The sequence below is a fragment of the Acinetobacter sp. 1125_18A genome (assembly GCF_052824985.1).
Window position 1 is genome coordinate 124,301 of the sequence record NZ_VTDG01000006.1, and the last position, 25,524, is coordinate 149,824.

Consider the following 25,524-nt stretch of genomic DNA (forward strand, 5'->3'; position numbering starts at 1 on the left):
TCTCATAAAACCCAACAAATGTTGGTTTTAAAAACTTCCTTGTAGTACTACAAAAATATAGAGGAAACCGGAGATGAATTTACCCCTTTCCGATGTACAAATGTCCATACAAAGCAAAACTAAACTTTTTGCTGATCCAGAAGATGAACAACGTAGCCACCGAATTCGTAAAACAATTTTGGAAGCTGGAAATCAATTACGCGAACGTCATCCTTGGCTGGTTCAGCACCAAGACCAAATTGGCCTAGCCATCCTTGTAACAGCTGTAACAGGGATTATTTTCAATATAACACAATACACTCGTGGGAAAATGCCTTGGTATGTGGCAATTCCGCTTTCTGCATTTTGGATGTCGCTCTTACATGAACTAGAGCATGATCTTATTCACCAAATGTATTACCGTAAAAACAAAAAAATCAATGATGCCATGTTGGCAGCCGTTTACGCCTTTCGCCCAAGTACCGTGAACCCATGGATACGTCGCGAGGTACATCTACATCATCACAAATCATCGGGTACCAAAACAGATTTAGAAGAACGCGGTATTAACAATGGTGATCAATGGGGCTTAAAACGTTTGCTGATGACTGGTGACAATATGTTGGCGATCTATTTACGCCCCATCACCATGATGAAAACCACCAAGCGTTTTATTCATGCTCAAAAGCATTTATCCCAAGCAGATAAACTCAAATTAAAAGCAAAACTTTCTGCGAGTTATGCACCCTTTGGACATATTCATTATGCCTTATGGCATGGTTTCTTATTGATCAATATTGCCAAATTGGCAATGAAAGCCACAGGTATAGCACAACCTAAAAATAGCTTATGGAGACTTGCAGACAAAACCACAAAGTTTTATGCCGTAAGCATTGCAGCACCAAATTTCTTACGCACCTTAAGTCTGCATTTTACCAGTTCCAATATGCATTATTATGGCGATGTTGAAGATGGCAATATCGTTCAGCAGTGTCAGGTCTGGACAGATTGGCGAATGAAACCTTTACAAGCCTTTTGTTTTAACTTTGCTGGTACACATGCCATTCACCATTTTGTTGTACGTGATCCATTTTATATTCGTCAAGCCATTGCCCAAGACTGCTATCCAGTGATGCAAGAAAATGGGGTTCGTTTTAATGACTTTGGGACGTTTAAACGAGCGAATCGTAGATTCTAAAATTTATAATTTTTTATTTATAACTTTTGAGTTAATGGAGGCCTCTGGTATGGGGTCTTGTTTTATATTTTAAAACACCTGATTACGCCTTATAGTGAGTTAAACAATCAGCTAAAAAGACCGCACAATGAATAGGACAGCTTATCCGTCACTTATGCTCGCTCTGCTTTGTTTTGGCTTATATTCACCAGCCTATGCAAAAGCATATGTTTTACAATCGATTAATAACTTGGATGAAGCAGAGTTTAGAAGTTCTGAGGGAAATGAATTCAAACTGATTAAATTAAATCGAGGTTGTCGTATTCAAGCTCGATATTATTTGGAGATGGAAAATCGTGTGTTTAATTATACCTTCCTTCATCAACCACCCATGAAGCAAAAACTACTCCATGCCACGCAAAAAACCTTCCGTTATCACTATAGAGACGGTGAAGAAGGTTCTCTGGCAGCAGTGACTGATGTTTATCAACATTCTAGCGAAGTCTATAAAGTCAGTGATTTAGACGTTCAAAATGAATTTAAAAAATATACAGCTTTATTTCCAATCGCCTATTTAAAGCAATGTAACTAAAGCTGTATCTATCTATTTAAATGGCTCAAATGTCAAATCGTTAGACACCAAATGGTGTTTCAGCTCAACCGCTGACTTTAAGCAACCTTAAAGTGGCAAAAGTCATTTAAGCTTTCATCATCAAAACTCACCAAACCTTGAATATCACAACTCATATAAAAGTTTTTATAGGTCAATACATAAAAGTCAGTGGTTTTTTTAATTACAATTGGATTCATATCCAAAGATAACGCTTCATCTTGCTTAAATAATTTGGTTACACGGCGATCATTCATACAGATCAAATAGGTCTGCTTTTTGATCTCGACTTGTGCCAAACCATTGTTTTCAACATGCAATGGAATAATGTATTTCCCATTCACATCAATTACTTGTTGATCATAGCTTTCTAGCTTTTGTGTAATCACGTTAAATACTAAAATATTGCCAAAACTGTCTTGTAGCTGCGTTTTATCTTCAAAAGCAAAATTGACTTGAATACCCAGTTTCTGCAAATCTTGCTCATCCACTCGCTTATTGGTCAATAAAATACGCGTAATGGTCTGCTTTAAACTGGCATCAAAGAAAGTACTATCCAGTTGGATATCTGTACCTTTTAGAATTTTACCCAAAGCTTCGTTATGTGTCCCCAATAAGTGAGCAATCACGCTTCGATAATAAAATTTGCTGTTTTTCTTTACTTCACGAATCTGCTTATAAAAATAAGTTTGATCGTATTCACGTTCAATAAAATCATGTAGTAACGCAGAGTTGGCTAAAACAGCAATCGCATCATGACCAGTATACGGTAAATGTAGCGTATGCAATTGAGGGATCAATGGCTTAATTTTTAAATAATGTTCTTTATCATTTTCAAAATAAGGATCATAAACAATGATATATTCACAGTCTGCAACGATGTCTTGTGCCTGAATACGCATATCCGCATTTAATTCCGCATCGTAGAAATCTGTATAACGCTTGTCCTCAACTTCTAAAGGATCGATTGAATATTGTGGAACCATGGCGACTACACGATTCATTTTTAAGGCTTTGGCATATTTGATTGCCGCATAGCCACCCATCGAACCGCCATAACCCACGATATTTGTAAATTGTTTTAAAATGGGATCTAAGTGCTCTAACAATGCAGCCATGCTTGAGGCAGGAAACCAAGACTTCTGTTTTGGCATAATCCCGACCACGGCATAGTTATATTTCATCAAAGACTTTTCAGCATTGATGGAAAGTCCTTTAGCTCTAGAAATCAAGTCACCAAATGACAGGACTAAAGTGTCAGAATCACCTTGTAAATAGATTGCTCTAATATGATCATCTTCAAAAATTATTTGCTTATCCATTCGCACACCGAGCACTAGCTCTATCATTGGCTGAAATTAAATAAATAGGCACTTGCCTATTGATTGCTTCAAGTGTCATATTTTATAGAGTCTAGTCAGATAAAAAAGCGCAAAATATGACACATTCCCTACATCCTGCTGCTCAAAAAGGCTTCAGTATTGCTGCTGAACTTTATCAACAAGTCAGACCCAATTATCCACAAGACGTGGTCAAATGGTTAAAAGAAGATTTAGCCCTTGGCCCAGATTCAAGCGTTGTTGACTTAGGTGCAGGTACTGGAAAATTTCTCCCTTACCTCAAACAAGCAACGCCCAATATTATTGCTGTCGAGCCCGTCACAGAAATGTTGGAACAATTGAAAATAGTACATCCTGATGTACAAACGCTTCAAGCAAAGAGTGATCAAATTCCGTTAGAATCTGAAAGTATTGATGCTGTTTTGTGCGCGCAGTCATTTCACTGGTTTGCCAATATTGAAACCTTGAATGAAATTCACCACATTTTAAAACCTGAGGGTCACCTTGGTTTGGTCTGGAACCAGCGCGATGAGACGATAGACTGGGTTAAAGCATTGGCAGATCTGCTCGCGACGATCGAAGGAGAAACACCACGTTACCATAGTGGGCAATGGAAATTGGCGTTTGAAAATCAATTTTTATTCCAACTTGAAACAGCCAAAGTCTTTTCACAAGTACAAACTGGAACCGTGGAAAACGTGGTCAGTAAGCGCTTATTATCCACCAGTTTTATTGCAGCAATGTCTGAAGAAGAGCAATTCAAACTAAAACACAAATTCGAACATATTGTCTTGGAATATACGGGTAAACATGCGCAAGATGAAATAGACTTCCCTTATGTCACCTATGTTTATAACTTTAGGAAACTGCGCTAATCGAAACGCTTTAATGAGGAATGTTTATCATGAATTTAATACTTCGCCCTTTACTCCTTTCAGGTTTACTTACATCCGTCGTTTTCATGGCAGCATGTTCTCCTAAAGATAGTCCACAGCAAAACAATTCATCTGAACCTAAAGATGCCTCTCAAGAGATCATGGATCAATTGAAAACCAAACCGATTAAAAGCTTTCCAAGTACACCAGACGATGCTCACGATATTGCATTACTTGAAGAATATGATCAGAAATTTACCGAAAATAATAATGCTTTAGAAGCTGACCTTAAAAAACGTGCAGCTGAAGATACGCTGACCTACGAAATTGATCAGCAACTCAAACGTGATAGCATTGAATCTGCGTTGAATATGCTTAAACAACTGGATCTAAAAACTGAACAAGGTCGCTATATTCAAGGTTTAATTTATCAATTTTGGGAAAATCAAGCCAAAATCTATGACGAGAATAAACTGTCTAAAGACGGTCAATCTAAAAATTCAGCTGATGATGTAAAAGGTATGGGGGGTATGTTCACAGCCAAAGATCAACTCGATCACTGGAAACAATTGACCGATAAAAAATAAAAAACTAATGCTTTAATCTTCTCTTGTGCTAGATCAAATGGCACAAGAGAAGAAACGCTGTCATGTTTGAACCAGTACAATTAAAGTGAAATCCTAAGAAACCCGAATACGACAACGCCATTGTTGATCAGGTTGTTTTGAAGATTCCCATGAACGAACATGCACCAATTCAATATAATCTTGTCCTGGTTTTTCAGCTTTAAAACGGAACGTCTTTGTGCCACCGACACCCACGGCTCCCTCTTCATTATCATTTTGCAAATAGGTTTCTTCTGTTTTAAATATTTTAAGTGGTTGTAATAACTGCCATTGATACCCTGTGCTTGGATTTTCGGGTGCATTGAATACAAGCACTTCACCTACTTTCATATCCATCAAAGTTGGGCACTTTTGTTTCAGTGTATACTCATGTGTTTTACCTTCCACTGTAGGACTTGAACTTTGACAAGCGACTAAGCCCAAACTGCAAACCAACAAAGTAAAACCCACTAAACCTTTCATTTATCACACTCTTTATGATTCAAACTGGCTAAAATTATAGCAAACCTTATCATCTTCTCTGATGTGGCTCAATTTGAATTTAGATATTTTGCTTTTCCAACCACTGAATAGAATTCACTCGAATCAGTTTACACGCCCCATCACCAACACCATTCCAATCCAAAGCAGATTTCCACACCAAATCTTTATCATTCACTTGAACCAAATCACCAGTTAAACGAACTAAATCGCCACGCTTTACCTGTTTGATTTGTTGAGCAATTTCAGGATTAGCGGGAATAATATGCATATTACTGACCAATTGAGTTGCCAATTGAGCAGGAATTGGTGGTCGAGCCATTTTCCAATTTAAGAAACGATCATATTGATTGATCGAAATCTGGCGGGCAATTTCAGGCTCAGTAAATAAACCGCGAGTTACCGCATAATCAATTGGAGAAAATTTTGCTTGCTCATCATCCTTATATTCTTTTGAACCGAGGATCCGAAACTCCCCATGAAAGGGTTCCAAAACAGAAATTTTCTGATGTTGGTCGATTGGTGCTAAACCATTGGCAATATTAAATGCTGGATTGGCTTTTGAAACTTTAGAAGAATCAGTGGATTGAAAAGCATAGACCTGAAAAGCACTCAGTGCCATCAACGCTGCACAGACTAACTTTTTACTCATATCATGCTCCTCAAACCACACTTAAAAATTGTACAAAATCTATAATGCTAGTATTAATATAAAAACTTAAAATAAAAATCGAGTTTCGGTAACAAAATACAGAGATTTCGTCCTATTTTTGTCTTATATTCAAAGCAGGCTTTGGTTAGAATTTAGCTTATATCCATATAATTGCATACAATGATGATTTATAAATTTTACCAACAACGTATTTTCCCGCATTTGCTCAATCAAGTGATGCAAACACCAAGCATGATGGATGGACGTGCAGAATTACTTGGAAAAGTTCGAGGTGAAGTCTTAGAAATTGGTTTTGGCACAGGTTTAAACCTGCCATTTTACCAAGAGGTTGATCAAGTTTATGCGATTGAGCCAAACCGAGATGTCTATCAACTTGCTCAAAAACGGGTATTTGATGCACCTTTTCATGTACAACACATTCAAGCCAGCGCAGAAAAGCTGCCTTTTGCAGATCATTCAGTCGAAAATATCGTCAGTACATGGACCATGTGTAGCATTGCCAATTTAGACAAAGCCATTCAAGAAATTTATCGTGTTTTAAAACCTCAAGGGACACTGCATCTAATTGAACACGTTCAATATCATGACAATAACACCTTAAAAAAACTGCAAGATCTTTTAACACCTATACAAAAAGTTATTGCTGATGGATGTCACTTAAACCGTAATATCGAACTTGAACTTTTAAACGCCAATTTTAAGTTTTCTGAAAAATATTATTTTGATGCTGAGGATCTGCCAAAAATTGGATGGCGTATGTTTATGGCTAGAGCACACAAGCTCTAAGCTTGCGCCATTGAATAGAATAGATAAATTTAATAGAAAATTTGATATAGTCAAACCACCTAATTATTCATACAAGTGATTTCCATCAAGTCATTGATCATCAATGAAGCTTATGTTTTTGTATGAACTTTTAGAAGTTTTTGGCTATGAATAAGTTTTTGTGTTTTTGAATCCTAGATGGTTATTCTACCGCGGGGCGACATGGATGTCGCCGTTGGGCGGGGGTACAGGACGTACCCCTCGCCTAACATGAGCAAAAGCAAAGCACAGCTTTGTTTGCAGCGCAAGGTTTGGCATCAGCTACAAAAAGTGAGGCATCGCCTACGCAAAGCTATTTAAACTTTGAATGTAAAATGTGGCATTGCAAGCCTTTTATATTCAAATAATTTATTTTTCCATACAATTGATTTAATTAAAAATCTACACACTCGATGCAATAACACTTCAACTTTCTAATCGTCAAAATCAATCCGAATCGTTTCAAAGCGGACTCGCCCGTCTTGAATTGCTTGAGCAATCGCTTGTTGCCCCTTGGTCAAACGTGCCCCACCACTCTTAATATCAATCAACACCACTTCAATATCTTCAGCCAAACCTTCACCATCTCGAAAATCGGTATAACCATCAAACACGACATAATCAATAGGATCCCCTAAAAACTTGGCATCACTGGGTAAATAACGAAACTCAGGCATGATTGGTGCCAGTTGTTCCGCCATCTTGCCTTTCAACACAGCACGACTGGTATTTACACTACGCTTTTGCGCGCTTGCTAAAGTCTGCTGATGCTCTAATTCCAATTCAGCAATATATTGCTCATACTCTGCTTTGATTTTGCCATTACGCGTACTTGATAACACGATTGTGGTTAAAACGATGCCAATACATGCACCAATTAACATCGCCATCCAGATGGACATGCTTTTTCCTTTAACTCGATATCTTGCACAATGTAAACAACTACTAAAGTTTTGTCATGTATAACCTATATGCTAAAAATTAATGCTAAAGTAAGGTGAAGGTTAGCTTACAGACTTAATTGATCAATCATGAAAACAATACTTGTTGCAAATTTGAAAGGCGGTTGTGGGAAAACGATTACGGCAATAACATTAGCAACGGCGCTTGCACAAAAAGGCTATAAAGTGGCCTTGGCTGATGCAGATGGACAAAAATCAGCACTGCAATGGTTAAAGCAACGTCCTGACACTGCAGCAACAATTCAAAGTCTGGATTGGCGTCATGAAAAATCAATTGGAGATGCACCTAAAAACTTAGATTATTTAGTGATTGATGCACCAGGTGCTTTAACTGGTGAACATGCTGAGCAATTGATTAGTGAATGCCATGCTGTAGTCACTCCGTTACAACCCTCTTTTTTTGATATCGACAGTACTCGACGTTTCCTTAAACACATCCAAGACATTAAAAAAATCCGTAAAGGCAAAGTTTCTGTATATCTGGTTGCCAATCGAATGAAAGCCAACAGCTCAAGCTCGAAAGATATTCAGCAATTCTTTGATAAAATCGAACAAAAACCTGTTGCATGGATATCTGAACGTACTGCCTATAGCCAATTAGCGATGCAAGGTCTAAACGTTTTTGATAAAACGCAAAAGAACTTTTTAACCATTCAAGAACAATGGCAACCCTTACTTGATGCTTTAATAGACGATCCAAGCGATTGGTTCTAAAACCAATTCAATAAAGATCAAATAAATTGTGCTTAAAATTTGCCACACTTTATTTTTCAGTTAATATTGAGTCAATCACTCACAATTTTTAGAGTAATTAGTGCAAGAATTCACTTCGAACTTACAACGTATCTTATTGTTTGGATTATTGTTCATCCTTATTTTTTTGGGTTACGATATTCTCAAATATTTCATTGTACCTGTGTTATGGGCATGTATTATCGCCTATATGACTTGGCCAATGTACAAACGCATCTTAAGAATGTTTGGTTCGAATCGACCAACTCTCAGTGCATCACTCATGATTACACTGGTGGTTTTGGTGGTTGGAATTCCACTGACTTTTGCTATTTTTATTTTACAACATGAAGGACGAAATCTTTATTTCGACCTACAACGCCAATTATCTTCAGGTCATTTGACTGTTCCAGACTTTATCCGTGAACTCCCCATCATTGGCAAAGAAGTCAGCCGTACCGTACGTGAAATTAATGCCGATCCTACCAGCCTTTCGCAAACCATTGGTCTTTGGATTCAAGGCCATATGAACTATGGTAAATTCGTCCTGAACGAAATTACCAAGAATCTGGTTAAGCTGGGTTTTGCAATCATGTCGTTATTCTTCTTCTATCGAGATGGTCAAACCATTTTGGAGCAAGTCAGTAAAGCCTTACAGATGTTAATTGGTCCACGTATTCACCATTATCTTGACACCATTTCTGAAACGACTCGTGCAGTGGTTTATGGTGTTGGTTTAACTGCAGTTGCTCAAGCATTTCTTGCTGGTGTGAGTTATTTTGTTGCGGGTGTTCCAAATCCAATGGTACTCACCATTGTGACTTTTTTGATGGCACTGATTCCATTTGGCCCTCCAGTTGCTTATGGTGCAGTTTCATTATGGCTGTTTTCGCAAGGTCAAACTATGGAAGCAATTGGTGTAATGGCTTGGGGTGTTTGTATTGTTAGTACTGCTGATAATGTGATTCGACCTTTGGTTATTTCAGGTGCAACCAAGATTCCGTTCTTGTTGATCATGTTTGGTGTACTTGGTGGATTAGCAAGTTTTGGACTGGTTGGACTGTTTATTGGCCCTGTCATTCTTGCAATTCTCTTGGCAATTTGGCGTGAGTGGTTACATGAAACCACTGAGCCAGAAATCCTAATGCCAGATGCCACGATGGCCTATGACATTGATGATGATCAGCCTACAAAACCTTAGCCAAATACAGGCAAGTGACAATTAAAATTTCAATATGAGTCAATCGTATATTCGCCAATAAGCTTTAATTGGCGAATATACCTTGTATAGCGATCTATATATCGTAGATATTCTGCATAATTATTTTGCTGATTATTTTGTTTATTTATTTTTAGCCAGCATAATCAATGCCAATCAAATTTACTGTTAAATAAATTCATACAATCAGACATTTAATTCACATTGTTTATCAGGCCGTGCTTTGTTTGAATAGTGACTAATCATAATCAAATACTTTGGATGCGTTCGATGACATCTACTTTTTTTAAAACTTCTATACTTTGTACATGTATCGCACTTTTTACAGCGGCATGTAGTACAACAACGGTCAAACCTAAGCTTAAAACACCGCTACAAACAGTGGATATGCATGCGGTCTCTGCACAAGGCATTGGTGCAAAAATTGGTACAGTAAGCTTGCAAGACTCTCCAAATGGTTTAACCATCAACACTCAACTTAGCCAATTACCTTCTGGTTATCATGGTTTCCATATTCATGAAAAAGGCTCATGCGCACCTGCTGAAAAAGACGGAAAAATGGGCGCTGCTTTAGCTGCTGGTGGTCATTTCAATCCGCAAAAAACGGGACATGGTACCCCCAATGATGGGCATATGGGCGATTTACCTGTACTCAATGTAGATTCAAATGGAAATGCCAAAACAACCTTAATTGCACCACGTTTAAAACTGGCCGATATTCAAGGCTTAGCCATTATGATTCATGCAGGTGGTGATAACTATTCAGACCATCCAAAACCACTGGGTGGCGGTGGAGATCGTATTGCCTGTGGTGTGATTCAATAATTTAAATTATTCGGGTCTGTTGACAATTCGTCTATGTTTGCGACTACGTATGTTTTTTAGATGATACAAGGCACGAAATATGAAATTTAGTCATTCTAAATGATGAGAAACATCGTTTCGCAAGGTAACGACGTAGCAGCAAAAAACACTCTAGTCCCGAAGGGTTGTAGCTAAAATTATCTCAGCCTGTGTTATGAAACTCGAAAATAGTCTCGCTATTCTCTTTGTTTCATGCCTTGCCTGCTCAATTTTAGCTTACAACGCAAGCCATTTATGAAATGTCAACAGACCCTAATTGTGGATAAGTATGCTCTTATCCACATTGTCTTTATTTTAGATGTGAAAGCGCATAACGGCGACAATGTTCCAAATAACCTGCCTCATGTAGACTCATGAGTTCAATAATACTGCGCCATAACCAAAATGGCGTATCAATGGTTTACTTGTCCGCATCCGCTCGCCCAAGAATGAATATAAATGTCTTTTCCCTTCAACAATTCTTGCTGCATTATCTTTTGGCATTGGTGTATTTGAATAGTGTGACACCAATCATGTTCATATTGTCACAGCTTAATGATAATAGAGTAAACTTTACATTTACGCTTTTGGAAAATTATTTAGATAAGACATAACAACTTAAAATAATTTTTTTCACATAGCCTTTTGGATATTATCATTAAGATATCTTATAAGTAGATTATGTTTAAAATATATTTTTTAACGACCAATATCTACAAAAATATTAGCTGAGCTACTTATATATAGAGCTATAACTATTTTTAAATCCATCAATAAAATATTACTTTTCAACAAAAATAAGATTTGCAATTTTACAATCTAATATAAATCAAGTAGATTACATCCGTAATTTTGAGAATCAAATAAGTAATCAATATACAAAAGGCTTTTGTTTTAATGAAAAAAATAGTAATACCAATACTTATGTTGTGTGTAAATCCTACTTTTGCTAGTGAAAATAATTGGTCGAGTCAATTTACGCCTGATGATTTGGCTATGTCTTTATCTTCTGGCCTTTTACTTAAATCTAAAGCGAAAGAACTCGTTTATATGGATGATCAAAGCAAGGCATCTGAGCTTGCTTGGGACACCAACAGCGCCAATATCATAAATGCTGAGATAAATTGGCAATTTCATCCTAAAGTTTCTTTTAATGCTAGAGGCTGGAGTACATTATCTAAAAACTCTGCTGTTATGAATGATTATGACTGGACCTCTGAAACAGATAGAGATTTATTGACAGATTGGTCTCATCATGATCGTACACCTCTCAACTATGCAAATGAATTTGATTTAAATTTCAATGTAAATTTACTCAACACTTCACATTATAAGCTAGGTGCACTATTAGGTTATCAACAAAATAAATACTCATGGTCGGCTATTGGTGGCTCATATCATTATTCAGACGTAGATAGTGATGGAGATTATGTAGAAGGGTCAGCACTAAGTAATACTGGTGAGTTTGATCCTAATGAAAAAGTCATTGGTTATCAGCAAAAATTTAAAATGCCTTATATCGGCATCAATGGTAAATTTGAATATAATAATTTTGAACTTACTACCACGCTGAAATACAGCAATTGGGTCAATGCTTCAGACCATGATGAACATTACTTACGCGATATTTCATTTGATAATAAAGCCAATAATGGGACATATTATGGCGCCATTGTAAATGCAGGTTATAACATTAGACCAGATACAAAATTATTTACTGAGTATTCTTGGAATGAATATAAGCGTGTTACAACTGATTCAGTAATCGTGGATAACGAAACAAATGAAATTACAAGGTATAAAAATGGCGGTGGTATTTCGAATAAAGCCCATAGTGCAAGCATTGGTGTAGCTTATACTTTTTAATGATGGTGCAGTTCATTTAAGTCATTGACATATTCGATTTCAAAAGTCGATAAAGTGATGAAATCATGACTGCCTTATCACTTGATTTAAGCAAAAAACCTGAGTCTAAAATAGTTAAAATATAAGTACCAACAAATATTTTCACGACATGGGCTCAGGATTTTTCACATCAGAAACTGCATTCCACCAGATACTAAAATCAATGTCACGGCGTTATTTTGAAAGTCTTGCAAAGTAACATCATCTAGGATAAAAACTCAGATCTATAAAATGTGGATAACAATAGACTTATCCACATCCTTTTTTATTTCAGATGCGAAAGCGCATAACGGCGGCAATGCTCCAAATAACCAGCCTCATGTACACTCATCAATTCAACAATACTACGCCATAGCCAAAATGGCGCATCAATAGTTTTTGATTGATTGCGTTTTAGCTCTTTCACCCAAGCATTACGTACTGAATCATCCATCTGTCGAGCATGTGCACGACCAATGACAAAAGCCAAATAGAAAGCTAAATCTTTAGCCTCAACTTCATTGACCCCTTCTATTTCGAGTTTTAAATCTTGTGGCAATAACTCTCGAATAAAAACCGAAGTATCTAAAAACTTACTTGCTCGCATCCGCTCCCCTAAAAAGGGTGATAAGTGTCTTGCACCTTCAACAATTCTTGCTGCATTGTCTTTTGGCATCGGTGTATTTGAATAGCGTGGTGCAAGTGCTGTTGTGGCTTCTTTCAGATCCATTAAACATAGGCCTTTCCCATCTCTGACAATATGATTCGATGAATCCATCAGTACGATATAGCGCAATAAACCTAAAGAACTGCACCCTTTAACCCAATATGCTGAATCGATGACTTTCAACTGAGCTGATTGATCACGCTGACCAATCATTGTGACCAAGTCTTGAATATCGGGCTGATTAAAAACACGATGAATTTCGAGATGTTCTTTTTTCAATAAGGGCCAAAATTTCTTCCCCAAGGTTATTTCTGGCGTTAAACCTTCTAAACGCTCTCTTGCTAAATTTTTCCAGGTTCGCTTAAGTGCTTTTTGCATCGCACTATGCACAAATACTGGTCGCTGTAATTTATCAATCCCTCGACCATTGTGTACTAAGGCATTCACATAACCTGCATACAATGCTTCAATCATCTGCGCGGTGACCACACCAGGTAAATCTGAACTACGCACAGCTGTGGCTAAGGATAATCCTAAACGAATAACATCATTGGCAGGATTACCAATCACTGTTTGATCTAGGTCACGAATTTCAATATCAATTTTACCCTCAGCATTGGCAACAGGGCCCAAATTCCCAGTATGACAATCTCCACAAATCCAAATCGCAGGCCCCTGTGGGATCGAGCTTATTTCAGCTTGCTTCAACCAATCATAATATTTGGCCGTATTGCCACGTACATAGGCATGGATCGAACCTGCCATTTTTAAATTACGACGTTCTGTTAGTTCAGCATTGCGATAACGAGGTTGTTTTATTTCAGTGTTTTGCTGGTTTGGCATTTTTGCTATTTTTAAGTATTTGATCACTTATTCTGAGTATTTTTAAATATTTAAGTAAGGGCTAAACTGTATATAAAATGTTGAATATTACCGTTTATTTTTTACATTTTTACATGCAATAAATCGTATCGCCTTTTCAGAAATGAGTAAAATATTAAAACGCCCAAGCCACTGAATTGACACTGTGAATAGTTATCAGCAAATCTTTCAAAATATAAAATCAAATTCAACTTTGATTTATTGCCTACAGATTTTGATTGTTTTAACTGGAACAACGCTTGGACTGTATTTTCTAGGTTATGAACAGCTCATTGTTCCAATTACGCTTGGTGCAATTGCAACAGCACTCACAGATTTTGATGACCGACTGAGTATCCGTTTAAGAAATCTTGGCTTGGTCTGTGTGCTGTTTTTTACTGTCAGTAGTATTTTAGATTTTTTACATCCCTATAAACTTTTATTTTTAATTTACTTATCTCTGTCCAGCGCAGCTTTTATCTTAATGGGTGCATTGGGACAACGCTACGCCACCATTTCATTTGGTACCGTGCTCTTGTCAATCTATACCATGTTTGGCTTGGGTGAATATACTGAGTGGTATCAACAGCCCAGTTATTTTGTCATGGGCACATTATGGTATGGTTTGACCTCTATCATTTTCTATCTACTTAAACCGACACAGGCTGTACAAGACAACTTATCCAATAGCTTTAATCTTCTTTCCGGGCTGTTGATGTCAAAAGCGAAACTGTTTGATCCTGATAATGTCGACAATGTTGAACAACTTTTATATGATCTTTCTTTGCAAAACAGTCAGTTGGTACAAAACTTAAACCAAACCAAAGCCTCATTACTGACCCGATTAAAAGCCTCTCGTGCCAATAAAAACACCATTTACTGGCTCAATTTATATTTTCTGGCTCAAGATATCCATGAACAAGTTACTTCCAATTATTTGCACTATGAAAAGATTCACCAGAACTTTAGCCGCACAGATTTAATTTATCGTATTCAGAAAAATGTACGTTTGCAGGCGCGTAATTGCCAGCAACTTGCCGAGGCAATTTTAAAGCGCCAAATCTTTCAAACGCATACAGACAACAATATTGCTTTAGCCCATTTAGAAAACTCAATGCAGGAATGGATTCAACACAATCCGCATAATTTAGAAGTAAAAAACTTACTGTTGGTATTAAACAATCTGAAAAATGTGCAAGATCAATTTGTTAACCTGAGTATTGAACAACGTAATTATCAACAAAGTTATAGCCAACATCGAGATAATCTCAATTTATTGGATGATGATATCCATGATCTACCAGACCTTTGGCTCAAGATTAAACAACATTTAACCCCAAATTCTGCATTATTTCGCCATGCCGTGCGTATCGCGTTTGTGTTTGCTGTGGGCTATGCCATTTCGCTACTACCCTTTGCCAAAAACGGCTATTGGATTTTACTCACCAGTTTATTTGTGTGCCAAATTAGTTATTTTGCCACCAAAAGTCGTTTAAAACTGCGCACACTAGGGACTGTATCAGGGGTACTTTTGGGTATTCCGATTTTATACTTTGTCCCCAGTATTGAAGGCCAATTACTCCTTACCATTATTTTTGGGGTGTACTTTTTCTACCTACGCTCAAAAAAATATGCCATGGCGACTTTAATGGCAACGCTAATGGTCTTGTTGATCTTTAATTTAAAAGGCGCAGGCTATGCCATTATTTTACCGCGCATTATCGACACCCTCTTGGGATGTTTAATCGCATGGTTTGCGGTCAGTTTTATTTGGCCAGACTGGAACTTCCGTGATATTTCCAACAATATCCGGAAAAGCAGTAAAGCAACCTTAGACTATTTCGATGCGGTTGTTGAACAATATCAACAAGGCCGTACCAACAGTATTGATTATCGTAAAGCACGCCGAGCAGCACATAATGCACAGATTGAATTATCCACGATGATTTCCAGTTTAAGTGCTGAGCCCAATCCCAATCCGGATTTGATTCACAATGCCTTTAGATACTTGGTCTATAGCCATAGCCAGCTCAGTTATGTTTCAGCTTTAGGTAGCCATCGTGAACATGTACATGATCAGCAGATTTTAGATTTGATGTTATGGTGCAATCATACCTTAACTGATGTTTTGCTCAATCAAACCGCTGTAAATGAAGCCTTAATTGAAACAAAACTCACTGAAATTCAGCACATCAGTGATCAAGAAAATTTGTCAGATAATTTACTTTTGGTGCTTAAACAAATCAGTTTATTATTGGAAACCTTACCTGAGTTGTTAAAACTAAAAACAACCTTACTTCGATTAGAAATTAAATAGCAAGAATGACCAGACATTTAGAGGCTTCACATGAAACTTAAACATTGCCTAGCGTTTTTATTCTCTGCATTGACCATCAGTACTGCGCCCAGCACTTTTGCAGATTCTCAATTTAATCAAGACTTACAGCAATTTTTAGAGTGTAAAAAGACACTTAAAAATTATTATGACTTAGGTTTTGAATTTGAGGATGATCTGAAAAAGAATGGCTGGATCAAACAAGGTGAAGAATATAGCTATGTCAGTAAAGTTCCCATTACGGTATTCGGTCAATCTACAGATCAAATTAGTTTGGTTTCTGGTGGAATGTTGGCTGTTTTAAAAAATGCGAATACCAAAGACCTCGCTAAAAAGTTTCAAATCACGCAAAACCCGTTCTTTAAAGATATGCCGTATTTTTCAGGAGAGAAAGTTGTAAAAACAGATCTTGAGACCAAAGAAACCGAAAAATCTTTGCGTAAACTGACTTTGGCTGAATCGAATCCCGTTATAGATGAAGGTGAACATAAAACCTATATCGGGTGTGTTTATATTACTGAATTTGAACAGCAACAGCAGGACGCTGCAATCAAAGCATTACAATAGTTGATCTTAAATATTGGGCTATATCTATCTGGTCTGGAGACTAAAAACTTATTCTCCAGAACGATCTTCCATCTATTTAAATCAATCGATTTTATTTACTATTTTTTTCAAATCATTTAGATAATTCGGTTAGACTCAAGCTTCATTCTCATTTGACTAAGTGACCATGAATATCAAATCTTTACGTATTGTTGGTTTTCTTGAAGGTATTTCCTTTCTCCTTCTTCTCTTTATTGCGATGCCTTTGAAATATATTTGGGATATGCCTATTTATGTGAAATATATTGGCATGGGACATGGTGTGTTATTTCTTGCTTTTCTTGCAGTGTTATTGATTGTCTGTGGAAAACAGAAGTGGTCCATTCACATGTTTATTTTAGGTTTAATTGCTTCAATTTTACCTTTTGGGCCTTTTGTTTTTGATCATAAATTAAAAGCATTACAACAGCCTTAACCTGTTTATTTAAGAAGCAAAGCTCCCTCCCCTTTTACAAGGAGAGGGAAACTCAAGTGAGCTTAAAACTCACCATTTACTTTACGTTGCTGCATAATTGTTTTTAATAATCCACGTGGAATAGTGAACCACAAAGCAATTAACGCAAAACATGACAACGCATAAGCCCAGAGATGAAAATGCTCATACAGAATTCGAATCAGTTCAATCACAAAGAAGAAAGTGAACATCATCAACACTGAAACAGCAGCAGCGACAGTGCCTTTAGAGACTTCAGATGACATTAACGCAAAACGATAAAGCACTGAAAAACTAATTCCTTCACCAAAGCTGACTAAGGTCATGCCTAAAATAACGCAATGAAGAAAATATTCGCGCCAAATGATCCCAACCACCACAATTGCTGTACCTAAAAGCATCAAAGGTAAACCAATCAAAACTGTTTTACCCAGTGGCAAACGATCAATCACTTTAATCAGCACAATATTACCTAGAATCAACCCACCCAATACAGGGAATTGCGCCAGACCATATTGCATACTACTGAGTCCCAGTTCCTCAACCAACATCACTGGAGACAATGCGATCCATAGCATCAAAGGCATCGCCACCATTGGCAAGCCGAGGGTCATGCCCATGAACGTCTTATTTTTCAAGACTTGCATATAATCATCCCAAATATAACTCAACGGTTTTTTGGGAATACTGCTTGTACGTGCTGGCATCTTGGCTTTTAGACCAAACCAACTCAGAAAAGCTAAAAAGGCAATCGCAATAAATCCCCAGTGCCATGACACATGATCAATCAGGAATGCGCCGACAACAGGGCCAATCAAAGGGGCAAGCAAAGAAATATTTGCCATCAGTGCCATGACTTTAATGGCATCACGCTCTTCAAAGGTTTCTTGAATCGCAGCATAACCCACTGCTGCGATCACAGATAAACCAAAACCTTGCAAGAATCTTAAAACAAGAAAACTTTCAATATTGTGGGTGAGTAAAATTAATAAACAGGTGATGACAAAGAATGCAACACCTGACAATAACACTTTCTTACGTCCTAATCGGTCAGACAAAGGTCCGAGTATCCCTGCGACGCATGCCCCGCCGAGGAGATAAAATGACATAGATGATGGTGCCCATGCACTGCTCACACCAAATTCTTTGGTGATTGCGAGCATCGCAGGCTGAACCAAATCATTACCGATATAAACTGAAAATTCAAATAACACCAACGCCAATGGAAACATAAGCGTAGCGCGACTCAAACTTGCAGTTTGTTCTTTTTGCACTAAATTTTGCATTATTTTCTACATATCTTTATTGGCTTGCATTGCTCACACTACTTTTTAAAGATAAGCGTTCGCCCAATGACAAGCACTGAAATATAAATATTAAATTGTGGAATTTACGTTGAATAAAGGCAGTTCAACACCGTATTCACAAGGTGTCTAATTCAATAGGTAAAGTAATTGCTGAAACTGTATTTGTGAGATTTATAACTTGACCCGATTTATGAGAAAGCTCATAGAGGTACACACAGGGTTAAGTTTTACTAGTCTAACACAGACAAATTTCCAGTGAAAGTTGAACATTTATTATTCTTAAGCTACTCTAAATGCTGTATAAGCGGATATAAATAATTTAAATGAAAAATAAAAACCCAATATCGCTGATCATTATTGGCGTGATTTTATTGTTGGTGGGTGGAGGACTTTATTTTATCAGTTCTGCACCTAAAATTAGCGCTGAAGATCAGGCGCGATGTGAACAATTGGTTCAAAATAAATATGCTGAAAACTCAAGCACTATCATAGGAAGCTGTAAAACAGATACAGGCTTTGTGGCATTGATGGATAGTCAAGCCAATGCGACCGCCTCGGCTGAAGATACGGCGAAAGCAATTAGCTCCGCCAACCATAAAGAATTGGGCTTGGGTATATTTGGCAAGTTCCTAATGGGATTATGTGTGGGTATCGGGATTGCATTGCTGATCAAAGGCTTGATTGCACTCAAGAACAAACCTCAATCGATAAATTAGGTATTAGAGCAAATTGTAATTCTCACAGTTTGCTTTATTCATCATCGCGCACTGTTGATTTGATAAATGTACCACGCTTAATATCGTCATATGCTTCAAGAATTTCTGCGTAGTTGTTCATGACGAATGGCCCATGCCCATTGATCGGTTCTTGAAGCGGTTTGCCTGTAAGCAGCAACAATTTACACTGTTGTAATGCCGTTATTTCAAAGTCTTGTTCCAAGCTCGACATCACAGCAAGCCCTTGCTCTTCAAATATCTCATCTTCAGCTTGAAACTGTGCCTTACCCGTTCGTAAATAGACCAGTGTGGTTTCTCCTGCGCCTGCGGGCAATCTGACCTTATGCCCTGCTTGGATTTCAATATCCAAAACTTGAAGTGGTGAATGCGTTTTTGCTGGCCCGTGTTGCCCTTGGTAGTCTCCAGCAATCACTCGTACCGTTCCAGCACTATTCGTAAGTTCAATCACTGGAATATTGGCTTTTCGCAAGCTTTGGTAACGTGGTGGATTCATTTTATCTTTGGCAGGTAAATTTACCCACAGTTGCACCATTTCAAAATAACCACCCGTTTTTGAAAATGCCTCACTAAAGACCTCTTTGTGTTCCACACCTGAAGCTGCGGTCATCCATTGCACATCACCCGCTAAAACAATACCACCACCACCCGATGAATCACGGTGTTCTAATTCACCAGCAAAAATCAGGGTAACCGTTTCAAAACCACGATGAGGATGCTCACTCACCCCTTTGCGTAAATTGGTCGGTTTTAAAACACCAGGTCCTAAATGATCCAATAACAGAAAGGGAGAGACGGTATTGCCTAATTCATAGTGTGAAAAGACAGAAAGTACAGGATAAAAATCCCCTATCGCAAAGCGGGTGTCATTACGATGAATAAAGGCAAGGGTTTTCATAGTGTCACTATTCTCTGATTGAGTAAAAGCATTAGCCATAAAAATGTTGTTTTAAATTAAAGCTATATTCGGTGAGATATTGCTTCAATTTTTCAATATCATTGGTCGGTTCAATCGCTCTTAGATTTAAGGCCTCAATTTTATTTTCTAACAGTTTTAAGATTTGCGCTTGTTCCGCAACAGGCAATTGCGCTTTTTCTTTCTGCTGTTTTTTGATTTCCAAATAATCTTCTGCCCAATGCCGTAAGGGATCATGAGCGTCGATTTGATCAAACAATTGCGTAATCAGGAGTTCAGGCATAATTTGCTGTGTTGCTAGTTCTGCTGACATTAGACCACGAATAGAATAAAACACTTTTTTATAGGTAAAGTTATCTGCAGTTTGCATGACATGCATACCGCCTTTCGCCAGCGACAAGTAATGATAATACAGCGCTTTATAGTCTATTCGTTCAAGTAAGCCATCTCTAAATTTCTCCCATTCAGGAAATTGATTAAAATAGACAATATGCGCACGCACCCACTCTAAAACAGTCGGATTGCTTTTTGCCAAAAGCCCAAACATTTTATTTAAGTCGAATGAAACGAAGTCAAAGTCGCCATCCATGATCTCGATTAAATCACGGTGTTGGCGATAATCATAATATTGTGCTTTGGAGGGTAGATGGAAACCACGTACATCGTAATCGCTGTCTGGACTTGCCATGCCCCATAAACGACTACCGCTTTCGATATAAAACAGTGGATGTTCATCTCGGTTTTGGAATAAGTTTTGAATTTCTTGTTGGATGTTCATTGTGTTCACATTTTGGGTAAATCTATAAGTTTTATATCATCAATTTCAGTGCTTTTTAAATTTTCTTTGGATCCAAGGTTTTCTTCCCTTTGTTTTTAATTCAAAACCTTTATCAATATTCGCTTTAATTCATCATGATACTTACCAGCATAATTTGCTTTGTGTTGGATATATTCGACTCCTTGAATCAGTCAAAAAACGTGAAGGATCAAAAGCATTACTCATAATTAAAATATTCATTTATTGTGATTTCCCAAATAAAAAAACGTACCAAATCTGATACGTTTTTATCCAGTATTTCTATCTATTTTTCAATAAGAAATATAAAAACAGCCAAAGATAATTATCCTTTAGATACAAATTTTGAATTTCTTAATAAATTTTCATGACGCTCTAATGCTAATTCTATGAGTTGAGTAATTAATTCAGAATAAGTGATTCCACTTGCCTCCCAAAGCTTTGGATACATACTGTTATTGGTAAAGCCTGGTAAAGTATTTACTTCATTTAGTAAAACATCACCATTTTCAGTCAAGAAAAAATCGACACGTGCAAGTCCCAAACAACCCAAAACTTTAAAAGCTTTAATCGAAATCTCACGAATCTTATTAGTTTCCTCTTCTGAAATTGAAGCAGGAATCACCACTTCAGAAGATTGATTATCTATATATTTTGCTTCATAAGAATAAAAACTAGACTTTACAACCACTTCACCACAAACACTGGCTTTTGGATAGTAATTACCCAAAACACCGCACTCAATTTCACGACCTTGAATAAACTTTTCAATCAATACTTTGCTGTCATATTGAAACGCGTTTTCTAAAGCAACAATAAACTCTTGTTCGTTTTCAACTTTACTGACACCCACAGAAGAACCTTGATTCGCAGGTTTCACAAAGACTGGAAGGCCTAAAGTATTTTGAACCTCATGGAAGCTTACTTCGTCTGGGTGGTAAGCATGAACTGTTAAAAATGGTGCAACTGCAATACCAGAACCTTGTAACAAACGCTTAGTGACATCTTTATCCATACAAATTGCCGAACTTAAAACATCTGAGCCAACAAAAGGTAGATCTAAAATTTTAAGCATGCCTTGTAATGCACCATCTTCACCTAAAGTCCCATGAATAATAGGGAAAATAACATCAATGGGCGGTAATCCTTGTGCATTTTCAATTTCAAAAATTTGAGATTGTTTTGACTGCAAATAATCTTCATGTTCACGAGGGACGAGAGAAATTAATTTAGGATCATGACCATATTCTAAATAATGAGTAACATCTAAAATACGCCAAGCACCATCTTGGTCTATCCCAATCAAACTAAGATCAAACTTTTGCAGATCTATTGCATCCACGATATTTTGTGCTGATTGTAGTGACACACGATGCTCTGATGATTTTCCACCAAAAATTATTCCAACTCTAGTTTTTGCCATTTTTGTTTGTACCCTGATTTTAATCTTCCAAATCTTTAAATCCCGATAAATAATTGATCAGGGGCATTTTGCCTTTTGGAAGGTCTTAGTGTTTTTACCACGATAGCACTGATATTCCTTCTGCATATCTATACGTTTCCACTGACCATCAATATTTTTAAAGCTATACACACTACGAATTGAGCGCACAGAATCATCCATCAAACCTGTTTCAGTCAACTTCACTTCTGCGACAGTGGGTGATTCCACACTATTAAAATACTGACGCAACTCAACAGTCGCGAGTTCCTTACGCAAATCAGGACGTTCATTTAAAACCTGACTTAATGGTGTCTCTGAACCACCTACTTTATTCATTAAATTTTGTGTTGTTGCACAGCCAGACAAAGCCACTAAACAAAATACTGAAATTAAACTCAAACGATTCATTCTGATCACCCTAAAACTAAAAGCATAGCCTAATGATGCTATGCTTTTTAAACGTACACTATTTAAAAACTGTGTCTTTATGACTCATCTACAATATGGCTAACATCGAGCGCTATGATTTGTTGATCATTTTCATCAAACATCAAGGCTTGATCACCTAGATCCAGCATATAAAAATGCCCTGCATCGGTTAGGAAATGCCAAGCAACGATCTCTTGCCCATTATACTCATGTGATGGATCACCAATGGTAATACGATCTAGCTCCTGACCTGCTTGCAGGCATAAAGCTTGAATAATTTTAAAATAACGTGGGCTGTTTTCCGCTGCTTGCTGTTTACGTTGTTCTAAATTTGGAATTTTGGCTGCAACCTGCTCTACAATCGTCAAAATCTGATCTTCATCGACAACCTGTAACTTTGGATGTTGCTTTAACCATCGACTATTTATTTCAATCAAATCTTCACTATCATTCAATGCATAAAACTGGTCATCAAAAGCATTGAGAATATCTCGTTGCTCATTTTCACCAAAGTATTCACCCTCTAAGAACTGTTCTAATTGCTCATCCGAAAACTGATCGATTAAATCCGCACTTTGCTCAAAGAGAGCCGAATGCGCAGTCGCATTCATAGCTTTTAATCCTTCACGAACATGTTTCACCATGAACGCATCCCAACCCGTGTTATAAACGAATTGTGAAAAACCACCATTATTCACTTGAGCAAGATAGTAATCGACAAAATAACTGTATAAAGCCTCTGCGGATACTTCATCATATTCGACATAATATTCAAATAAGCCATTTAAGCTATCAATATTGGACATAATCACATCATAGTGATCATCACTGTCTAAACTTTGTTTAGAAATTAAAATGTTATCAATGAGCATAGTTTTCAGTTTCTTATCAATATTTAAGCGCAACCAACATAACAAATTTTCAGCAATAAATGGCGACCAGCATGTAACTTTATTTTATCTTTTGTTCGGCAATAAAAAAAGCGCTTCTCTCGAAGCGCTTGTACAAATGAGCTATTTAAATCATTACAGATCAAATAACTTACCTGGGTTCATGATGCCATTTGGATCGAACACTTTCTTCAAGGCTTTCATATATTCAATTTCTTCAGCAGTCCGTGTGTAATCCAGATAAGGCTTTTTGGTCATGCCTACGCCATGCTCTGCAGAAATTGAACCGTCATATTTCTTCACAGTTTCAAACACATACTTATTTACCACCTGACATTTAGCAAAGAATTCATCTTTAGATAAATTCACAGGTTTTAAAATATTTAAGTGTAAGTTTCCATCACCAATATGGCCGAACCAGCAGATGTCGAAATCAGGATAATTTTCAGCAACAATCGTATCAATTTCCTTAATAAAAGCAGGAACATGTGTAATCAATACTGAAATATCATTTTTATACGGAGTAAATTGCGCAATCGTTTCAGAAATGTCTTCACGTAAACGCCATAAGCTTTGAACTTGTTCAAGATTTTGGCTCATCACTCCATCAAGCACCCAGCCTTGTTCCATGCAATGCTCGAAAATTTCCATTGCAGCATCCATAATTGGTTCGTACGGCGCTTCAAACTCAAGTAAAACGTAGAATGGGCATTCTGTTTCAAATGGACGTTGTACATGACCACGATCCAAAACTTTTTGCATCGCCAGTTCACCAAAGAACTCAAAGGCAGTTAAATCAATTTTGCTTTGGAATGCATGTAATACAGGCATGATTGCATCAAAATCAGGAACACCCAATACCATCACTTGTAGATCATGCGGTTGGCGTTCAAGTTTAATTTCAGCTTCAGTCACTAAGCCTAAAGTCCCTTCACCACCAATGAATAAATGTTGCATTGCATAACCTGTAGCATTTTTAATCATGCCTTTGTTTAAACGCAATACATCACCTTTACCCGTCACCACGGTCAGACCAAGTACCCAATTACGAGTCATCCCGTATTTGATCACTTTAATTCCACCTGCATTGGTTCCAATGTTGCCCCCCAATTGTGATGAACCCGCAGAAGCAAAATCAACCGGATAATACATCCCTTGTTCTTCTGCATAGTTCTGCAACTGTTCAGTCACCACACCCGCCTGAATACGCACCATACGGTCAGCTGGATAAAATTCTAAAATTTGGTTCATTTTGTCGAAGCTCACGACAATTTCACCATTGGCAGCAACAGCACCTGCCGATAAACCTGTACGGCCACCCGATGGGGTAATCGCAACATTAAACTGATTGGCCAATTGAACAATTGCTTGCACTTGTTCTGTGCTCGATGGGAAAACGATGACCGATGGCTGAGGATCAAAATGCTTAGTATGGTCTTTGCCCCAATTTTCTAAGCTGTCAGCATCAGTTTTAATCCGGTTTTCACCGACGATTTGCGTCAATTGGGTCAATAATTCAGGTGCTATCGTTACTGGAGCATTCATCGTTTTGCGGACCTAGCAAGAAGTAAATAAGAGGTTGTGCTATACAACATTCGAGATTTTAAATCAGTCTGTGAAAAATTTTCAGCATTTTTTATAGCTGAAATCGGCAACTTTACTGATTTTAGCAGTATTTTACCTAGATGACTGCTGAGGATAAAGCACAGATTTGATTCACATTATCCACACTTTGTGTATAAAGTGTGCTTCAAGCATTATAAAAATCAATGCATTAGCATTTCATTTAAATTTTGAATAATGCTTATCAGAAATCGTAGATAAAATATCCACTGTACTGTCACAATCGAAATATCTATAGAACAAGGTCTATGGTATCATATTGCGACTAAATTTGGCCTT

26 protein-coding genes are annotated in these 25,524 nt (G+C 37.3%); 13 read left to right on the forward strand and 13 right to left on the reverse strand.

The window, feature by feature from the left end; genetic code table 11:
* Positions 1 to 73: 73 nt before the first annotated feature.
* Complete coding sequence (locus FY049_RS12485; RefSeq protein WP_446083782.1) at positions 74 to 1,177, forward strand: fatty acid desaturase; 1,104 nt, start codon at positions 74 to 76, stop codon at positions 1,175 to 1,177.
* Positions 1,178 to 1,304: 127 nt separating this feature from the next.
* The gene (locus tag FY049_RS12490) at positions 1,305 to 1,748 is read left to right on the forward strand and encodes a hypothetical protein (protein ID WP_224964644.1); all 444 of its coding nucleotides are present in this window, start codon (positions 1,305 to 1,307) and stop codon (positions 1,746 to 1,748) included.
* A gap of 77 nt (positions 1,749 to 1,825) precedes the next feature.
* Here the strand turns inward: FY049_RS12490 and FY049_RS12495 are convergent, their stop codons facing one another.
* Entirely contained in the window at positions 1,826 to 3,115 is a 1,290-nt protein-coding gene (locus FY049_RS12495) for a hypothetical protein (RefSeq protein ID WP_224964643.1), read from the reverse strand.
* An 89-nt stretch (positions 3,116 to 3,204) separates the two neighbouring features.
* On the opposite strand from FY049_RS12495, the gene FY049_RS12500 reads away from it, so the two are divergent.
* Both FY049_RS12500 and FY049_RS12505 read left to right on the forward strand, forming a co-directional pair.
* The gene (locus FY049_RS12500) at positions 3,205 to 3,981 is read left to right on the forward strand and encodes a class I SAM-dependent methyltransferase (RefSeq protein WP_224964642.1); all 777 of its coding nucleotides are present in this window, start codon (positions 3,205 to 3,207) and stop codon (positions 3,979 to 3,981) included.
* Positions 3,982 to 4,010: 29 nt separating this feature from the next.
* Positions 4,011 to 4,568 carry a hypothetical protein gene (locus tag FY049_RS12505; protein WP_004718211.1) on the forward strand — a complete coding sequence of 186 codons (558 nt, stop codon included), beginning with the start codon at positions 4,011 to 4,013 and terminating at the stop codon, positions 4,566 to 4,568.
* Between the two features lie 93 nt (positions 4,569 to 4,661).
* Here FY049_RS12505 and FY049_RS12510 read toward each other — a convergent pair whose 3' ends face one another.
* Both FY049_RS12510 and FY049_RS12515 read right to left on the reverse strand, forming a co-directional pair.
* A complete protein-coding gene (locus FY049_RS12510) occupies positions 4,662 to 5,069 on the reverse strand; it encodes a protease inhibitor I42 family protein (protein WP_004718213.1) in 408 nt (135 codons plus the stop codon).
* Between the two features lie 79 nt (positions 5,070 to 5,148).
* Positions 5,149 to 5,739: a hypothetical protein gene (locus FY049_RS12515; RefSeq protein ID WP_004718214.1), complete on the reverse strand. Its 591-nt coding sequence runs from the start codon at positions 5,737 to 5,739 to the stop codon at positions 5,149 to 5,151.
* Positions 5,740 to 5,922: 183 nt separating this feature from the next.
* Here FY049_RS12515 and FY049_RS12520 point away from each other — a divergent pair, with 183 nt between their 5' ends.
* Positions 5,923 to 6,546, forward strand: coding sequence for a class I SAM-dependent methyltransferase (locus FY049_RS12520; protein WP_446083783.1), 624 nt, complete (start codon positions 5,923 to 5,925; stop codon positions 6,544 to 6,546).
* 452 nt (positions 6,547 to 6,998) lie between these two features.
* Here the strand turns inward: FY049_RS12520 and FY049_RS12525 are convergent, their stop codons facing one another.
* Positions 6,999 to 7,466, reverse strand: a complete 468-nt coding sequence (locus tag FY049_RS12525) for a Holliday junction resolvase-like protein (RefSeq protein WP_004818699.1) — start codon at positions 7,464 to 7,466, stop codon at positions 6,999 to 7,001.
* 129 nt (positions 7,467 to 7,595) lie between these two features.
* Here FY049_RS12525 and FY049_RS12530 point away from each other — a divergent pair, with 129 nt between their 5' ends.
* From FY049_RS12530 to sodC, 3 genes are all read left to right on the forward strand, one after another.
* Entirely contained in the window at positions 7,596 to 8,240 is a 645-nt protein-coding gene (locus FY049_RS12530) for a ParA family protein (RefSeq protein ID WP_004718222.1), read from the forward strand.
* A 100-nt stretch (positions 8,241 to 8,340) separates the two neighbouring features.
* On the forward strand, positions 8,341 to 9,459 hold the full coding sequence (locus tag FY049_RS12535; protein WP_004718224.1) for an AI-2E family transporter: 1,119 nt from the start codon (positions 8,341 to 8,343) through the stop codon (positions 9,457 to 9,459).
* Between the two features lie 288 nt (positions 9,460 to 9,747).
* Positions 9,748 to 10,302 carry a superoxide dismutase family protein gene (gene sodC / locus FY049_RS12540; protein WP_004718225.1) on the forward strand — a complete coding sequence of 185 codons (555 nt, stop codon included), beginning with the start codon at positions 9,748 to 9,750 and terminating at the stop codon, positions 10,300 to 10,302.
* A gap of 390 nt (positions 10,303 to 10,692) precedes the next feature.
* Here sodC and FY049_RS12545 read toward each other — a convergent pair whose 3' ends face one another.
* A complete protein-coding gene (locus FY049_RS12545; protein ID WP_446083784.1) occupies positions 10,693 to 10,848 on the reverse strand; it encodes a hypothetical protein in 156 nt (51 codons plus the stop codon).
* 369 nt (positions 10,849 to 11,217) lie between these two features.
* Between FY049_RS12545 and FY049_RS12550 the strand changes: the two genes are divergently transcribed.
* Entirely contained in the window at positions 11,218 to 12,186 is a 969-nt protein-coding gene (locus FY049_RS12550) for an omptin family outer membrane protease (protein WP_262782223.1), read from the forward strand.
* Between the two features lie 304 nt (positions 12,187 to 12,490).
* Here FY049_RS12550 and FY049_RS12555 read toward each other — a convergent pair whose 3' ends face one another.
* Positions 12,491 to 13,714, reverse strand: a complete 1,224-nt coding sequence (locus FY049_RS12555) for a DUF2252 family protein (RefSeq protein WP_446083785.1) — start codon at positions 13,712 to 13,714, stop codon at positions 12,491 to 12,493.
* A gap of 184 nt (positions 13,715 to 13,898) precedes the next feature.
* On the opposite strand from FY049_RS12555, the gene yccS reads away from it, so the two are divergent.
* From yccS to FY049_RS12570, 3 genes are all read left to right on the forward strand, one after another.
* Positions 13,899 to 16,049: a YccS family putative transporter gene (yccS, locus tag FY049_RS12560; protein ID WP_446083786.1), complete on the forward strand. Its 2,151-nt coding sequence runs from the start codon at positions 13,899 to 13,901 to the stop codon at positions 16,047 to 16,049.
* Positions 16,050 to 16,079: 30 nt separating this feature from the next.
* A complete protein-coding gene (locus FY049_RS12565; RefSeq protein WP_446083787.1) occupies positions 16,080 to 16,634 on the forward strand; it encodes a hypothetical protein in 555 nt (184 codons plus the stop codon).
* Between the two features lie 166 nt (positions 16,635 to 16,800).
* Positions 16,801 to 17,088: a DUF3817 domain-containing protein gene (locus FY049_RS12570; protein WP_034615366.1), complete on the forward strand. Its 288-nt coding sequence runs from the start codon at positions 16,801 to 16,803 to the stop codon at positions 17,086 to 17,088.
* Positions 17,089 to 17,150: 62 nt separating this feature from the next.
* Here the strand turns inward: FY049_RS12570 and craA are convergent, their stop codons facing one another.
* On the reverse strand, positions 17,151 to 18,392 hold the full coding sequence (gene craA, locus FY049_RS12575; protein ID WP_004818687.1) for a chloramphenicol efflux MFS transporter CraA: 1,242 nt from the start codon (positions 18,390 to 18,392) through the stop codon (positions 17,151 to 17,153).
* 344 nt (positions 18,393 to 18,736) lie between these two features.
* Between craA and FY049_RS12580 the strand changes: the two genes are divergently transcribed.
* Entirely contained in the window at positions 18,737 to 19,129 is a 393-nt protein-coding gene (locus FY049_RS12580) for a hypothetical protein (RefSeq protein ID WP_004718237.1), read from the forward strand.
* A 34-nt stretch (positions 19,130 to 19,163) separates the two neighbouring features.
* Here FY049_RS12580 and FY049_RS12585 read toward each other — a convergent pair whose 3' ends face one another.
* The 6 genes from FY049_RS12585 to FY049_RS12610 form a co-directional block, all read right to left on the reverse strand.
* Positions 19,164 to 20,045 carry a pirin family protein gene (locus FY049_RS12585; protein ID WP_446083821.1) on the reverse strand — a complete coding sequence of 294 codons (882 nt, stop codon included), beginning with the start codon at positions 20,043 to 20,045 and terminating at the stop codon, positions 19,164 to 19,166.
* A 31-nt stretch (positions 20,046 to 20,076) separates the two neighbouring features.
* Entirely contained in the window at positions 20,077 to 20,841 is a 765-nt protein-coding gene (locus FY049_RS12590) for a nucleotidyltransferase domain-containing protein (protein WP_105714023.1), read from the reverse strand.
* A 343-nt stretch (positions 20,842 to 21,184) separates the two neighbouring features.
* Positions 21,185 to 22,282 carry a D-alanine--D-alanine ligase gene (gene ddlA / locus FY049_RS12595; protein ID WP_056516721.1) on the reverse strand — a complete coding sequence of 366 codons (1,098 nt, stop codon included), beginning with the start codon at positions 22,280 to 22,282 and terminating at the stop codon, positions 21,185 to 21,187.
* Between the two features lie 57 nt (positions 22,283 to 22,339).
* Complete coding sequence (locus tag FY049_RS12600) at positions 22,340 to 22,711, reverse strand: hypothetical protein (RefSeq protein WP_224964636.1); 372 nt, start codon at positions 22,709 to 22,711, stop codon at positions 22,340 to 22,342.
* Positions 22,712 to 22,788: 77 nt separating this feature from the next.
* Complete coding sequence (locus FY049_RS12605) at positions 22,789 to 23,604, reverse strand: DMP19 family protein (RefSeq protein WP_262782228.1); 816 nt, start codon at positions 23,602 to 23,604, stop codon at positions 22,789 to 22,791.
* Positions 23,605 to 23,757: 153 nt separating this feature from the next.
* The gene (locus tag FY049_RS12610; RefSeq protein ID WP_446083788.1) at positions 23,758 to 25,167 is read right to left on the reverse strand and encodes an FAD-binding oxidoreductase; all 1,410 of its coding nucleotides are present in this window, start codon (positions 25,165 to 25,167) and stop codon (positions 23,758 to 23,760) included.
* Between the last annotated feature and the right edge of the window lie 357 nt (positions 25,168 to 25,524).